Source organism: Caballeronia zhejiangensis (assembly GCF_022879815.1).
Classification (GTDB): domain Bacteria; phylum Pseudomonadota; class Gammaproteobacteria; order Burkholderiales; family Burkholderiaceae; genus Caballeronia; species Caballeronia zhejiangensis.
Genome location: NZ_CP084285.1, coordinates 848,310 through 863,633 on the forward strand (window position 1 = coordinate 848,310; position 15,324 = coordinate 863,633).

Consider the following 15,324-nt stretch of genomic DNA (forward strand, 5'->3'; position numbering starts at 1 on the left):
CATTGCAATGTCGGATTGCATCGCACACGCGACGCGCAAGCGTTGGCCTCGGTCCGACAGGAGCGCCTTGACGCGATCATCGCTCAACGCGCCAATCCCTTTACGCGCAACGCTCACAGCGATTCAGCGCGTCATTGGCACGAGCCATGCGTTTGATGAAGCGGGCGCGATGCCGCCGGCACGATGATTTCATTCCGGGAACCCTGTCGACGGATCGCGCCTCTTTTTATCGACGGATTCACGGGGTTGCCATGAAAGCGAAGACCATCGCCGTTCTTCTCGCCGCGAGCGCGGCGTCGTCGGCCGTGCCTGCGTTCGCGCACGATTGCGGCGCGGCGAACATGCAGTGCGAAAGCGCGGTGAAGCATGTATCGCACAAGGAGAACAGCGCGCGGGCGGTTCATGGGATGCGCGCGAAGAGCACCGGACACGAAATGCCCGACGCTGCCAAGACGCCGCCAATCGAACACGAGCAGCACGACAGCATCGATGCGTGGTATCGCGGCGGCTGATCGCTCAATCGAACGTGATGCCGTCGAAACGATGTCCGCCGAGCGGACTGATCAGATAGCCATGCACGCGTTTCGATATCGGCTGGAAGATGTTGGCGTGCGCGAGCGGCGTGTACGGCACCTGATCCTTGAACACCACTTGCGCTTCTTCATAGAGCTTCGTGCGCGCGTTCTGATCGGTGACGAGACGCGCTTTCGCGAGCAGATCGTCGAACTGCCTGTTGCACCACTTCGCCATGTTGCTGCCGTGAACCGCGTCGCAACCGAGCGTCGTGCCGAGCCAGTTGTCTGGATCGCCGTTGTCGCCGAGCCAGCCGTAAAGAATCGCGTCGTGCTCGCCGTTCGTCTTCGCGCGCTTGTTGTACTCGGCCCATTCGTAAGTGACGATGTTCGCCTTCACGCCGATCTTCGCCCAGTCCGATTGAATCAGTTGCGCCATCAGACGCGCGTTCGGGTTATAGCCGCGCTGCACCGGCATCGCCCATAGCGTGATCGTGAAGCCGTTTGGAAAGCCCGCTTCCTTCAGCAGTTCCTTCGCCTTCGCGGGGTCGCGCGGTGCGTCCTTCAGCGCCTTGTTATACGACCATTGCGACGGCGGCATCGGATTCGTCGCGATGGTCGCTGCGCCTTCGTAGACCGTCTTGATGATCGCCTGCTTGTCGATCGCCATGTCGAGCGCGCGGCGCACGTTCACGTTATCGAGCGGCTTGTGCGTCGTGTTGTAGCCCACATACGCGACGTTGAAGCCGACGCCCGACAGCACCGTGAGCTTCGGATCCTGCTTCGCTGCGGCAATGTCGGCGGGACGCGGAAACGACGTCACCTGGCATTCTCCGCTCGATAGCTTCTGCTGACGCACGGCGGCATCGGGCGTGATCGAGAAAACCAGCTTGTCGATATGCACGTCCTTGCGGTTCCAGTAAGTCGGATTGGCGTCGTAGCGGATCGTCGCGTCCTTCTGATAGTCGCGGAACACGAACGCGCCCGTGCCCACTGGCTTCTGATTGAGGTCTTCCGGCTTGCCCTGCTTCAGCAGTTGCGCGGCATATTCCGCCGATACGATCGATGCGAACTCCATCGCGATGTTGCGCACGAACACGACATCAGGCGTCTTCAAGGTGAAGCGCACGGTGTAGTCGTTGAGCTTGTCGACGGATGCAATGTTCTTGTCGTAGCCGAGATCGGTCAGATACGGGAAGCTGACGGGATGCGCCTTCTGAAACGGCTCGTTCGGATCGATCATGCGCTTGAACGTGAATACGACATCGTCCGCGTCGAAGTCGCGCGTCGGCTTGAACCAGGCGGTCGACTGAAACTTCACGCCGCGCCGAAGATGAAACGTGAAGGTCTTCGCATCCGCGGACTCATCCCCACTTCTCGGCGAGACCCGGCACGAGATCGAGCGTGCCGCGCTTGAATTCGACGAGCTGATCGTAGACCGCATGCGCGCCCGCATCGAAGTCGGTGCTCGTCGTGTATTGCGCGGAATCGAAACCGGCGGGGCTGCCTTCGGAACAGAACACGAGCGTCTTGTTCGCCGCCGATGCGGCTTGCGACGTCAATGCGAATGCGGCAAAGAGGGAAACGGCAAGGAGTCGATGCGTCAGAACCATTTTTCTTGTTTGCTCGGAAGAGTGGGCAAGCCGCCTCGCGGCGGGCGTGAGCCATACTCTACCAAGCAAACGTTTTTCGAGCTTGCTACATCGAGCGCAACGCGAAGCGCTTGAGCTTGCCCGTCTCGGTGCGCGGCAACGCCGTTAGAAACGTCACGATGCGCGGATACTTGTAAGGCGCGACAGTGCGCTTGACGAACGCCTGCAATTCAGCAATGAGCGCATCGTCGCCGGTGAAACCGGGATTGAGCACGACGAACGCCTTTACCGCTTGCCCGCGCGTTTCATCGGGCACGCCGATCACGCCGCATTCCGCCACCGCTTCATGCTGCATCAGCACGCTTTCCACTTCCGGCCCGGAGATGTTGTAGCCCGCCGATACGATCATGTCGTCGGCGCGCGCCTGATAGAACACGTAACCGTCATCATCGATCACGACGGAATCGCCGGGCAAGTTCCAGCCGTCGCGCACGAATTTCGACTGACGTTCATCGGCGAGATAGCGGCAACCCGTCGGGCCGCGCACCGCGAGCTTGCCGATGGTTCCGGGCGGCACCGGCTGCATCGCATCGTCGACGGCCTGCACGATATAGCCCGGCACCGCGCGTCCGATCGCGTGCTCGCGCACGTCCGCACCCGCCGACGAAACGAAGATATGGATCATCTCCGTGCCGCCGATGCCGTCGATCATTTCGATGCCGCTCGCTTCGCGCCATGACGCGCGCGTGGAATCGGGCAACGCTTCGCCCGCCGACACGGTCTTCTTCAGGCTCGACACATCGAAGCCTTCGATGAGCGGCGCCATCTGCCGATAGAACGTCGGCGCAGTGAACATGATCGTCGCGCGAAAGCGCTGCACGGTTTGCAGGAGCGTTTCGGGCGTGAGCTTTTCGAGCAGGATCGTCGACGCGCCCACGCGCAATGGAAAGCACAGCAGGCCGCCGAGGCCGAACGTGAACGCGAGCGGCGGCGTGCCGCAGAACACATCGTCGGCCGTGGGCTTCAGGATGTGTCGCGGGAACAGATCGCACATCGCAAGGACGTCGCGATGAAAGTGCATGCAGCCTTTCGGCGCGCCGGTCGTGCCGCTCGTGAATGCGATGAGGCACACGTCGTCGGCGGCGGTGTCGCAGGCATCGAAATGATCGGGCTTGCTTCGAGCCAGCGATTCGAGCGACGCGGGTGCATCGTCGTGAAACGTCAGCACTTGCGCGAGCGCTTCGCAATGGAAGTCGTCGCCTTTCGTCGTGCAGCGCTGCAGTTCTTCCATGAGACGCACATCGCATAGCGCCGCCGATATCCGCGCCTTCTCGATGATCTGCTTCAGTTCTTTCGCGCGCAGCAGCGGCATCGTCGGCACGACGACGAGACCGGCCTTCAGCGCCGCGAAGAACGCGACGGCCATCTGCAAGGTATTCGGCCCGCGCAACAACACGCGATTGCCCGGACGCAAACCCATTTCATCGACGAGCACATGCGCGCTGCGATTCACGAGCGTGCGCAACTCGCGATACGTCGTTGCGTGCGGCTCGCCGTTCGCATCGGACCAGATTGCCGTGCGATCGCCATGTCCGCTCTCGATCGCGCGATCCAGCAATTCGGTCGCGCAATTCACGCGCGCCGGATAAGCGACGTCCGCATTGTCGAGCATGAGCACCGGCCATTGTTCCTGCGGCGGCAGATGATCGCGCGCGAAAGTATCGATGTGTGCCGAGCGTTCCATCGTGTCCTCCGCTTAGTCGGGGATAACAGCCGTGGCTTCGATCTCCACCAGCGCATCGTCTTCGATGAGCGCGACGACTTGCACCGCACTCATCGCGATGTCGTAATCGCCGATCAGCTCGCGGAATGCCGCGCCGATTTCCTTCGCCGCCGCGAGATACGCGCGCTTGTCGGTCACGTACCACGTCATGCGAACGAGATGCTCCGGCTTGCCGCCCGCTTCGCGCAGCACGGCCACGATATTGCGCAGCGCCTGCGCGGCCTGAGCGCCGAATGCGTTGCTGACGAAGCGCGCCTCTTCGTCCCAGCCGATCTGCCCCGCGATGAACACCTGCGTGCCGCGCACCGCGACGCCGTTCGCGTAACCGCGCGGCTTGATCCAGTCCGAAGGCTGAAGGGTCTTTTTCATGAGCGTGATTCCTCTTGAAGTGCGCGGCTCGTGCCCGGCGCGAACCGTTCGATCGCGAGGGCGATGTCGCCGGGAATGGCGATCGAGCGGCCATCGTCGAGCGATGTCGTCACGAGGACCTGCTTCGCGCGAAAGCGCACTTCGCCGTCGCAATGACAGACGATGTCGATGCGGATCGAGCGCTGTCCGACGGAATCGACCGCGAGCGACAGCGTCACCGTTTCGCCCATGCGGCTCGGTCGCGAGAACTCGCAATTGAGCTTGACGATGGGAAGTCCGACGCGGCGCCGCGAGATCATGTGCGCGTAGTCGATGCCGAGCGCATCGTCGAACCAGTCTTCGACGAGCATGTTCGTCATCACCAGGTATTGCGGAAAGTACACGATGCCCGCCGGATCGCAGTGCGCGAAGCGGATTCGCATCGGCATGTCGAAGCGTTGTGTCATCGTTGATGTGCTCCGTGCGCCTTGAGCAAGTCGCGTCCGACGATCAACTGCTGCACTTCCGTCGCGCCTTCATAGATGCGCAGCGCGCGTATCTCGCGATACAGCGATTCGACCGCCGTACCGCTCTTCACGCCGAGGCCGCCCCACAACTGCACGGCTGCATCGATGACCTGTTGCGCGCCTTCGCTCGCGTGCCATTTCGCCATCGCGGCTTCGCGCGTCACGCTCTCGCCCTGATCGCGCAGCCACGCGGCGCGATACACGAGTAGCGCGCTCGTGTCGATGGTCAACGCCATCTGCGCGAGCTTCGCCTGCGTGAGCTGAAAGTCGCCGAGCGTCTGGCCGAACATCTTGCGCGATGCGGCGCGTTCGAGCCCTTCCTGCATCGCGTGACGCGCGAAGCCGAGCGATGCCGCCGCCACCGACGTGCGGAAGATATCGAGCGTGCGCATCGCGATCTTGAAGCCTTCGCCCGCGGCGCCCAGCATCTGACTGCGCGGCACGCGCGCGTTCTCGAAGTGCAGGCGCGCGAGCGGATGCGGCGCGATCACGTCGATGCGTTCGGCGATCTGCAAGCCGGGCGTATCCGCATCGACGATGAACGCGCTGATGCCGCGCGAGCCCGGCGCTTCGCCTGTGCGCGCGAACACGACATGGAAGTCCGCGATGCCGCCGTTCGATATCCACGTCTTGTCGCCGTTCAGCACGTAGGCGTCGCCATCGGCGCGCGCATCGAGCGACATCGCCGCGACATCCGATCCCGCTTCCGGTTCCGACAACGCGAACGCCGCCAATGCAGTGCCGTTCGCGACGCGCGGCAAATAGCGCTCTTTCTGCGCATCGGTGCCGGCGAGCGATATGGCGCCCGAGCCGAGCCCTTGCATCGCGAAGGCGAAGTCCGCGAGGCCGTCGTGTTTCGCGAGCGTTTCGCGCAGCAGGCACACGGCGCGCGTGTCGATCGTATCGTTCGATGCGCCGTATCGGGTGCCGCCGATGCAATGCCTGAGCCATCCCGCATCGCCGAGCATGCGCACGAGGCGCTTGCAGGCCGCGTCGGTATCGGCGTGATCGACATGCTTCAGATGCTCGTTCGCCCATGCATCGGCATCGCGTGCGAGTTCGCGATGTCTCTCATCGAAGAAGGGCCATGCGAGCGCGCTGTGTGGATCGGCGTTCATTCAGTCTCCTTCGAACACGGGACGCGTCTTCCCCGCGAACGCGCGATAGGCGCGCTCGAAATCGCGCGTGCTCATGCAGATGGCTTGCGCCTGCGCTTCCGATTCGATCGCTTCGTCGATGCTCATGCTCCATTCCTGATGCAGCATCTTCTTCGTGATGCCGTGCGCGAAGGTCGGCCCGGCGACGAGTTCGGACGCGAGCTTCGCGGCTTCGTCGAGCAAGGTTTCGGGTGCGCAAAGGCGGTTGTAGAAGCCCCAGTGATAGCCTTCTTCGCCGCTTGCCGAGCGGCCCGTGAAGAGCAATTCGGCAGCGCGTCCCTGACCGATGATGCGCGGCAGAATCGAACACGCGCCCATGTCGCAGCCCGCGAGACCGACGCGCGCAAAGAGAAATGCGAGCTTGCTGCGCGCGGTGCCGAGACGCATGTCGGACGCCATCGCGAGGATCGCGCCCGCGCCCGCGCAGACGCCATCGACGGCGGCTATGATCGGCTGCGGGCAATGACGCATCGCCTTGACGAGATCGCCCGTCATGCGAGTGAAGAGCAATAGCTCGGGCATCGGTAGATCGATCAGCGGTGCGATGATTTCATGCACGTCGCCGCCGGAGCAGAAGTTGTCGCCCGCGCCGTGGATCACGACGGCTTTCACATCGGTCGCATAGGCGAGTTGCCGAAACAGATCGCGCAACTCCGCATACGATCCGAACGTCAGCGGGTTCTTGCGTTCGGGCCGGTTCAGCATGATCGTCGCGACATCGTTCGTGACGGACCATCCGAAGTGCGTCGCGCGATAGTCCGCGAGCGTTACGCGATTGCCGGCGAGAAGCGCATCGGCGCTCGATGAGCTCATCTGTGTCTCCTTAGTCCTTCAGCGTCTTCAGCAGATGCTGCTTCAGCTTGCCGAGCCGCTGATGCGTCTGCGATTTTTCGTTCAGTTCGAGACCGCCGAACATTTCGACGACCCATTGCTCATGCGCGGTCGCCATCTTGTCGAACGCGGCGCGGCCTTGCGGCGTGAGACGCACGCTCGTCGAACGGCGATCGTTCGGATCGGCATAACGCGATACCAGTCCTTCTTTTTCGAGCTGATCCGTGATGCCCGTCACATTGCCGCCGGTGACCATCATGCGGCGCGATAGCTCGGTCATCTTCAGGCCCTCGGGATGACGTTCGAGTTGCGCCATCAGGTCGAAGCGCGGCAAGGTCGTATCGAACTCGGTGCGCAGGCGCTTGCGCAGTTCGGCTTGCACGAGGTTCGTCGTGGTCAGCATGCGCAGCCATAAGCGCAGTCCCATGTGGCTGTCGGCGCCGGTGCTCATCTCGAGATCGACGACGTTGTCCGCCGGTTTCTCCACGCCCTTGCGCGGCGCTTTCTGCTCGGTTGCGGCGTTCGTCTTCTTGTTGCCTGCGATGTTGCTCACGTTACTTCTCCACCTGATACGGATATCGACTGGCCGTTCATCGCATCGGAACCGGGCGCGCACAGCCATAGCACGGCGTTGGCGACTTCTTCCGGCTGCACGAAACGGCGTTGCGGGTTGTTGCGCACGAGCGCATCGCGTGCGTCCTGTTCGCTGCGCGCGGTCTTCGACATGATCTGATCCAGCGATGCGCGCAGCAGCTCGGTTTCGGTATAACCGGGGCATACCGCGTTGACGGTTATGCCCTTCGTCGCGACTTCGAGAGCGAGCGCGCGCGTGAGACCGATGACGCCATGCTTCGCTGCGCAATACGCCGCGACATACGCATAACCGATCTGTCCCGCCGTGCTCGCGACATTCACGATGCGGCCAAAGCCACGCTCCAGCATCGACGGCAACACGGCGCGCGTGCAGAAGAACACGCCGGTGAGATTGACGTCGATCATGCGTTGCCACAGTGCCGCATCGGTTTGCGTGAAAGGCGCGGCTTGCGCGTGGCCTGCGTTGTTCACGAGGATATCGGCCGGACCGGCGCGCGAGAAGGCTTCGGCGACGGCGGCTTCATTCGTCACATCGACGCGTATGCACGCGACGTCGGCGTAATCGCGCATCGCGTCGCGCTGCGCTTCGAGGCGCGCGAGATCGCGGCCCATCAGCGTGATGCGTGCGCCGGCATGCGCGAGCGCCTCTGCGCACGATGCGCCGATGCCGCTGCCACCGCCTGTCACGACCGCGTGTTTGTCGGCGAGAGTCGTCATGATCAGACCGTTCCTTCAGCGCGTTGCGCGCGTTCTTGCGGCGTGAGGCGCGCATTGTCGGCGGCCAGTGCGCGCTCGCGTTCGAGATTGCGCTCCAGTTGAGATTTGGCGGCCGCGTATTGCTTCGGCCACGCGATATCGAAGTAGCCGATCTTCGCGGCCTCGTTCAATGTCCACGATGGATTCGCGAGATGCGGGCGCGCCACCGCGCACAAGTCCGCACGTCCCGCGGCGATGATGCTGTTCACGTGATCCGCTTCCGAGATCGCGCCGACCGCGATGGTCGCGATACCCGCTTCATTGCGTATGCGATCCGCGAACGGCGTCTGGAACATGCGCCCGAACACAGGCTTCTCCTGCTTGCTGACTTGCCCTGAAGAGACGTCGATCATGTCCGCGCCGGCGGCCTTGAATGCGCGCGCGATCTCGACGGCGTCGTCGGGCGTCGTCCCGCCATCGACCCAATCGTGCGCGGAGATGCGAACGGACATCGGCTTGTCTTGCGGCCACACGGCGCGCATCGCCTTGAATACTTCGAGCGGATAACGCAGGCGATTTTCGAGCGAGCCGCCGTATTCGTCAGTGCGATGATTGGTCAGCGGCGAGAGAAAGCTCGACAGAAAGTAGCCATGCGCGCAGTGCAGTTCGAGCCAGTCGAAGCCTGCAAGCGCGGCCATTTCCGTGGCGCGCACGAACTGCGTTTCGATCTCGCGCAATTCGTCGTGCGATGCCTCGCGCGACCATTGGCTCACGCCTTGCAGATACTGTTGTGGCGATGCGGAAACCAGCGGCCAGTTGCCATCGGGAAGCGGCTGATCGATGCCTTCCCAGCTCACGCGCGTCGATGCCTTCGCGCCCGCATGGCCGAGCTGCATGCCGATCTTCGCATCCGATTGCGCATGCACGAAATCGACGATGCGCTTCCACGCCGCGAGATGCTCCGGCGCATACATGCCCGGACATCCCGGCGTGATGCGCGCTTCGGGCGACACGCAGGTCATCTCGGTCATCACGAGCGCGGCGCCGCCCATCGCGCGCGCGCCGAGATGCATCAGGTGATAGTCGCCCGCGATGCCATCGACGGCGGAATACTGCGCCATCGGCGAAACGACCACGCGATTCTTCAGCGTGACGCCGCGCAATGTGAACGGCGTGAACATCGGCGGAACGGATCGTTGCCGCGCGTTGCGCTCGATGCCCGCACGCGCGGCCAGCCAGTCTTCGAATGAGGCGAGATATCCTGCATCGCGCTCGCGCAGGTTTTCATGCGAAATGCGCTGCGAGCGCGTGAGCAACGAGTATGCAAACTGCTCGGGCTCGAACGACGCGTATCGATCCACATGCTCGAACCACTCCGTCGAATTGCGCGCGGCATTCTGAATGCGCAATACATCGACGCTGCGTACTTGCGTGTAATGCGCGAGCGCGCCGTCGAGATCGCCGTTCTTCATCGCGAACGCAGTGTCGATGCTGTTCGCGAGTTCGATCGCATCTTCGAGTGCGAGCTTCGTCCCCGATCCGATCGAAAAATGCGCGGTATGCGCGGCATCGCCCATCAACACGACGGGCGTCCGTTTGCCGTTCGCGGATTCGCGCCAATGCACCCATTCGCGATTGACGACGCGCGGAAAGCGGATCCATTGCGCCGATCCGCGCAAGTGCGTGGCGTTCGAGATCAGCGCGTGGCCGTCGAGATGCTTCGCAAAAAGCTTTTCGCAGAACGCGATGCCGTCTTCCTTGCTCATGTCGGCGAGGCCGGCCGCACGCCATACGCGTTCGGGCGCCTCGACGATGAACGTCGACGTGTCTTCATCGAAGCGATAAGCATGCGCCTGAAACCAGCCCCATTCGGTTTTTTCGAACGCGAACGTGAATGCGTCGAAGCACTTGTGCGTGCCGAGCCACACGAAGCGGCAATCGCGCATGTCGATATCGGGCTGATACGTCGACGCGTATTTCTGCCGAATCGCGCTGTTCAATCCGTCGCTCGCGATGATGAGATCGGCGTCGTAGTCCTCGTCGTTCGTGACTTGCGTTTCGAAGACGAGCTTCACGCCGAGGTCTTCGCAACGCGCTTGCAGGATATTCAGCAGACGTTTGCGGCCGATGCCGCAGAAGCCGTGACCCGACGAGCGCACGGTGCGCCCGCCGATGTGGACGTCGATGTCGTCCCAGTGATTGAAGGCGTCGAGAATGGCATCGGCGCTTGGCGGGTCCGCCGCGCGCAGGTTGCCGAGCGTCTGGTCGGAGAACACGACGCCCCAGCCGAACGTGTCGTAAGGACGGTTGCGTTCGACGACGGTGATGTCGTAAGCGGGGTGGCGGCGCTTCATCAAAAGCGCGAAATACAGGCCCGCCGGACCTCCGCCGATGCAGACGATACGCATGCTTGCTCTCCGACTCGTGTCTTTCCTCGTGATAATTTAGGTTTGGATAATTTAGATGTCAAGTAAAAAGACGACGGAGCGCACCGCGCGTCCGTACTTTTCCCCGCTAGTCTTCGCGGATTTCCCGTGCGCAACGCTGCAAGCGGATGAATGCCCGATACCGCGCGTCGTGAAGGCGCGCGAGATCGCCCGTTGCCGGCGCGTAGGTTTTTTCGACGCGCGCCATGCCGCTCATCGCCGATCGAACGTCGCCGAACAGACCGCCCGCCACCGCGCCGAGCATCGCGGCGCCGAGCAGCACCGGCTCATCGACCTGCGTGGCCAGCACCGGCTTGCCGGTCGCATCGGCGAGCAGCTGCCGGACGAGATCGAGCCGGCCCGCGCCGCCGCTGATCATCACGCGCTCGATCGGCGCGCCGGCGTCCGCCTGCGCTTCGATGATCTGCCGCAGACCATAAGCGATGCTGCATACGCCGGCGACATACAGCGCGACCAGATTGTCGAGGCCGGCTTCCATGCCGAGACCGGCGATGACCGCGCGCGCGTGCGGATCGGCGAAGGGCGCGCGGTTGCCGAGAAACTCCGGGACGACGTGCAGGCCATCGGCGAGCTTCACCGCGTCCGACAGGCTGCCGGAGCCCTGAGCCGCCAAGCCGGCGAGCATGCCCGGCAGCGATTCGCCGCGCTCTTTCGCGCCAAGCGTGGCTTCGGCGGCGGCGGGATGCATCGCGAGCAGGCGCTCGATCGCCGCGCCGGCGACCGATTGACCGCCTTCGTTGAGCCACGCCTGCGGCACCATCGCCGAGAAGTACGGGCCCCAGACGCCGGGCACGAAGACCGGCTCGGCGGTCGTCGTCATCGTGCATGACGACGTGCCGAACACATAGGCGAGGCACGACTCCGGATCGCCCTGTGCGCCCACGGTGCCGATGCCGCCCGCATGGGCATCGATCACGCCCGCGCCGACCGGTGTGCCCGCGATCAGCCCGAGTTCCGCGGCGGCGCGTTCGGTCAGCCCGTTGCCGAGCCGCGTGCCCGGTTCGACCACCTGCTGGCCGATGCGCGCGAAGCCCTCGTCCGCCAGCGCGCCGAGACCGATGGTCCGGAAATAGCTCTCGTCCCAGCGCCGTTCATGCGCGAGATAGGTCCACTTGCAGGTCACGGTGCAGACCGACCGCGACGTATCGCCGGTCGCGCGCCATGTCAGGAAGTCGGTGAGATCGAAGAATTGCCATGCGGCGTCGAAGACGCGCGGACGGTTTTCCAGAAGCCACAACAGCTTCGGCGTCTCCATTTCCGGTGAGATCCTGCCGCCGACGTATTTCAGCACCGCGTGGCCGGTCGCGTTGATGCGCTCCGCCTGCCCGATCGCGCGATGATCCATCCAGACGACGATGTCGCGTTCCGCCTGCTCCGACGGTCCCACGGGCAGCGGTTTGCCGCCATCGCCGAGCACGACGAGCGAGCAGGTCGCATCGAAGCTGATGCCCGCGACGGACTCCGGCGCGATTGCCGCCTGCGCGAGCGCCGCTTTTACGGCGTGGCAGACGGCGCTCCAGATTTCCCCGCTCGATTGCTCGACGATGCCGCCGCTTTCATGAAACAGCGTGATGTCCTTTTTCGCCGATGCGGCCATGTTGCCGGCGGTATCGAAAATTCCGGCGCGTGCGCTGCCGGTGCCGACGTCGACGCCAACGACGTAGCGTTCGCCGGCGCTGCGGTTGCTTGCGTTCATCTCTCTGTCCGTGGTTCGGGATAGGGGCGTCGCAGATCGACGCTGTTCGGCAAACCTGCCGCCGAGTAGTATGCCCGAACCCCGAATTCCGAAGACGGCAACGCGAGGCGCTCGTCTAAAGCCGCTACTTGATGAAGCTGAGTTCCTTGCTGATCTTTTCGAGGATCGGCTTCTTTCTCTCGTTGAAGACCGCCTTGTTTTCCTGGATGAGATTGTTGCCCTTGGTATCGATCGAGATGATCAGCGGGCCGAACTCCTTCACGCGGTTGATCCACAAGGTTTCGGGCATGCCGAGATCCTGCCATTCGGCGCCTTCGATTTCCTCGACGAGCGTCGCCGCGAGCACCGCGCATCCGCCCGGGAAGATCGCATGAACCGCCTTGTGCTCCATGCAGCCCGCGGCCGTTTCCGGTCCCATGCCGCCTTTGCCGACGATCAGCTTCACGCCGGTCTGCTCGATGAACTCGCGCTCGAATTTCTCCATGCGCATGCTCGTCGTCGGTCCGATGGACACCATCTCGAACGCGCCGTCGTCCTTCTTGCGCACGATCGGGCCCGCATGAAAGATCGCGCCGCCGTTGAGATCGACGGGCAGATCGCGCCCTTGCTCGATCAATCGACGATGCGCGACATCGCGGCACGTCACCAGGCGCCCCGTCAGATAGACGACGTCGCCGACCTTCAGATCCTCGAGGTCTTCGCTTTTGATGGGGGTTGTCAGAACCTTCTTCACAGTACGACTCCTTCATGCGAGAGCACTTCGTAGGACATGTCTGCGTTGATGCGGATCTTGCCGCGGCGATGCGCCCAGCATCCGGTGTTGATGGCCACCCCGATGGTCGACGGATGCCGCGCCGACGATTCGATGTTGACGCCCATCACGCTATTGTTTCCGGTGAGCCCCTGAGGGCCGATGCCGACTTCGTTGAGCCCTTGTTCGAGCAACTCTTCCATCAGCGCGGCGCGCGGATTCGCGCTCTTCGAATCGACCGGACGAAGGATCGCCAGCTTCGACAGTCGCGCGGCAGTCTCGACCGAAGTGGATACGCCGACGCCGACGAGCAGCGGCGGGCACGCATTCACGCCGCGCTCGGTGATGACGTCCATCACGAATTCGGCGACGCCTTCATAGCCTTGCCCCGGCATCAGAACCTTCGCCGCGCCGGGAAGCGTGCAGCCGCCGCCCGCCATGTAGACGTCGATCGTGCAGCTGTCCTTCTCCGGCACGATGCGCCAGTCGAGCCACGGAATCTGCGTGCCGGTGTTCGTGCCCGTGTTCTTCTCGTCGAACGTTTCGACGGCGTTGTGACGCAAAGGCCCGAGCTTCGTCGCGCCGGCGGTGGCTTCCTGAAGGATTTCCTCGAGCTCGCCGAGCAGCGGAAAATTCGCGCCCGCCTCGACGAAATACTGGATCACGCCCGTGTCCTGACAGCTCGGACGGTTCAGCTTGTCGGCGGCGTCCTGGTTGCTGTCCATCGAATCGTAAATCGACTTGGCGAGCGGATTGGTTTCCATCGTGCGCAATTCCGCGAGCTTCGCCTTGACATCCTTCGGCAGGCGCTTGCCGATATAGGCGGTGAACTTCGCCATGGTGTCCGTGACGGACTGAATGGCCGCTTCCTTTTCCATCTTGATTCCTCTACGACGTGTTGAGTTGGGGGACGCGCGCGTGCTTTTTCAGTGTGCGGCGGCGTTGCTGGTCGATACCGAAGGCTTCTGCGAGCGGGCGAGAAGCAAGGTCAGCACGGCGGACATCACGAGAAGACCGGCGACGAAATAGAGGCCGCCCGCATAGCTGCCCGTCGATTCCTTGAGCCAGCCGATGACGACCGGACCGGCGAAGCCGCCCAGATTGCCGATCGAGTTGATCGTCGCGATGCCGGTGGCGGCCGCCGCGCCGGAGAGAAACATCGTCGGCATGGTCCAGAGCGGCGGCTTCGCGCAACTGATGCCGATGTTCACCAGCGTCAGCGAGGCGATCAGACCGACGACGCTATTGGCCATCGCCGCCACGATCAGGCCGACCGCCGCCGCGACGCACGCCAGCACGACGTGCCAGGTTCGCTCGCCGGTGCGATCCGAATGGCGCGACCACAGCACCATCGCGATGACGGACACGATCGGCGGAATCGCGTTGAGCAGGCCGACGGTCATCGACGACACGCCCAGTTGCTTGATGATCTGCGGCGCCCAGATGCCGAGCGTGTACAGCCCCGCCGACGTGCCGAAGTAAATCAGCGACAGCGCGATTACGCGGGGATTCGCAAGGCCGCTGATGATGCCGTGCTTCGCCGTGGTCGCGCGGCTGGCGGTTTCGGCGTTCATGACATCGACCAGCCAGTTGCGCTCGTCGTCCTTCAGCCATTTGGCCTTCTCGGGCTTGTCGGTCATGTAGAAGAAGACGACCACGCCGAGAATGAGCGCCGGCACGGCTTCGAGGATGAAGAGCCATTGCCATCCGTGCAGTCCCATTACGCCGTCCATTTCGAGCAGCGCGGCGGACAGCGGCGAGCCGAGCGCGGTGGAAAGCGGCGCGGCGGCCATGAAGAACGCGACGACGCCAGCGCGATGCCGCGCGGGAAACCAGTAGCTGAGATACAGGATGATGCCGGGGAAGAAGCCCGCTTCGGCCGCGCCCAGCAGGAAGCGGATGATGTAGAAGCTCGTCGGCCCGGTGACGAACGCCATCGCCGCCGAGATGATCGCCCACGTCACCATGACCCGCGCAATCCAGATGCGCGCGCCGACCTTGTGCAGCACGATGTTCGACGGCACTTCGAACAGGAAATAGCCCCAGAAGAAGATGCCCGCGCCGAAGCCGAGAATCGACGCGGTGAAGCCGAGGTCGGTCTTCATCGTGAGCGCCGCGAAGCCGATATTCACCCGGTCGATATACGCGATGAAGTACAGCAGCATGATGAACGGCACGATGCGCCAGCTGACCTTGCGCAGAGTGCGCTTCTCGATGTCCATTTCCATGGAACGTCTCCTGATTCCGATTGATAGGGTTCGAAACCGTCTGGTGCGGTTTTGATGCCGTCTTCGAACGTCGGCTCGAAGCGGTCGCCCTTTACGTGAGCTGACGCCTAGGTTAAAACCGTTGGAATCGCGTATGAATCGACTTAAACTTAATTCATCATT

The 15,324-nt window shown here is 63.2% G+C and carries 13 protein-coding genes and 1 pseudogene; 1 reads left to right on the top strand and 13 read right to left on the bottom strand.

Annotation, left to right across the window (positions count from 1 at the left end; genetic code table 11):
* Window positions 1-251: 251 nt before the first annotated feature.
* Window positions 252-512: a hypothetical protein gene (locus tag LDZ23_RS25055; RefSeq protein WP_008347475.1), complete on the top strand. Its 261-nt coding sequence runs from the start codon at window positions 252-254 to the stop codon at window positions 510-512.
* 4 nt (window positions 513-516) lie between these two features.
* Here LDZ23_RS25055 and LDZ23_RS25060 read toward each other — a convergent pair.
* From LDZ23_RS25060 to LDZ23_RS25120, 13 genes and pseudogenes are all read right to left on the bottom strand, one after another.
* Window positions 517-2,125: pseudogene (locus LDZ23_RS25060) on the bottom strand (ABC transporter substrate-binding protein).
* Between the two features lie 85 nt (window positions 2,126-2,210).
* Window positions 2,211-3,848 carry an AMP-binding protein gene (locus tag LDZ23_RS25065; protein WP_008347481.1) on the bottom strand — a complete coding sequence of 546 codons (1,638 nt, stop codon included), beginning with the start codon at window positions 3,846-3,848 and terminating at the stop codon, window positions 2,211-2,213.
* 12 nt (window positions 3,849-3,860) lie between these two features.
* Window positions 3,861-4,256 (bottom strand): RidA family protein, encoded by a 396-nt coding sequence (locus LDZ23_RS25070; RefSeq protein ID WP_008347482.1) that lies wholly within the window; start codon window positions 4,254-4,256, stop codon window positions 3,861-3,863.
* On the bottom strand, window positions 4,253-4,702 hold the full coding sequence (locus LDZ23_RS25075) for an acyl-CoA thioesterase (RefSeq protein ID WP_008347484.1): 450 nt from the start codon (window positions 4,700-4,702) through the stop codon (window positions 4,253-4,255). Before LDZ23_RS25075 ends, LDZ23_RS25070 begins: the two co-directional genes overlap by 4 nt.
* Window positions 4,699-5,880, bottom strand: coding sequence for an acyl-CoA dehydrogenase family protein (locus LDZ23_RS25080; RefSeq protein WP_008347485.1), 1,182 nt, complete (start codon window positions 5,878-5,880; stop codon window positions 4,699-4,701). Before LDZ23_RS25080 ends, LDZ23_RS25075 begins: the two co-directional genes overlap by 4 nt.
* Window positions 5,881-6,732 carry an enoyl-CoA hydratase family protein gene (locus LDZ23_RS25085; RefSeq protein ID WP_008347487.1) on the bottom strand — a complete coding sequence of 284 codons (852 nt, stop codon included), beginning with the start codon at window positions 6,730-6,732 and terminating at the stop codon, window positions 5,881-5,883.
* A 10-nt stretch (window positions 6,733-6,742) separates the two neighbouring features.
* Complete coding sequence (locus LDZ23_RS25090) at window positions 6,743-7,303, bottom strand: MarR family winged helix-turn-helix transcriptional regulator (RefSeq protein WP_008347489.1); 561 nt, start codon at window positions 7,301-7,303, stop codon at window positions 6,743-6,745.
* A complete protein-coding gene (locus LDZ23_RS25095; RefSeq protein ID WP_008347491.1) occupies window positions 7,300-8,061 on the bottom strand; it encodes an SDR family NAD(P)-dependent oxidoreductase in 762 nt (253 codons plus the stop codon). The genes LDZ23_RS25090 and LDZ23_RS25095 overlap by 4 nt, the downstream gene beginning before the upstream one ends.
* Window positions 8,062-8,063: 2 nt before the next feature.
* On the bottom strand, window positions 8,064-10,448 hold the full coding sequence (locus tag LDZ23_RS25100; protein WP_008347493.1) for a bifunctional salicylyl-CoA 5-hydroxylase/oxidoreductase: 2,385 nt from the start codon (window positions 10,446-10,448) through the stop codon (window positions 8,064-8,066).
* A 106-nt stretch (window positions 10,449-10,554) separates the two neighbouring features.
* Window positions 10,555-12,183 (bottom strand): FGGY-family carbohydrate kinase, encoded by a 1,629-nt coding sequence (locus LDZ23_RS25105; RefSeq protein ID WP_034473355.1) that lies wholly within the window; start codon window positions 12,181-12,183, stop codon window positions 10,555-10,557.
* Between the two features lie 124 nt (window positions 12,184-12,307).
* Window positions 12,308-12,916, bottom strand: a complete 609-nt coding sequence (ttdB, locus tag LDZ23_RS25110) for a L(+)-tartrate dehydratase subunit beta (protein WP_008347496.1) — start codon at window positions 12,914-12,916, stop codon at window positions 12,308-12,310.
* Window positions 12,913-13,812, bottom strand: a complete 900-nt coding sequence (gene ttdA / locus LDZ23_RS25115; RefSeq protein ID WP_008347498.1) for a L(+)-tartrate dehydratase subunit alpha — start codon at window positions 13,810-13,812, stop codon at window positions 12,913-12,915. Before ttdA ends, ttdB begins: the two co-directional genes overlap by 4 nt.
* Before the next feature lie 48 nt (window positions 13,813-13,860).
* Window positions 13,861-15,162, bottom strand: coding sequence for an MFS transporter (locus LDZ23_RS25120; RefSeq protein WP_008347500.1), 1,302 nt, complete (start codon window positions 15,160-15,162; stop codon window positions 13,861-13,863).
* Window positions 15,163-15,324: the final 162 nt, after the last annotated feature.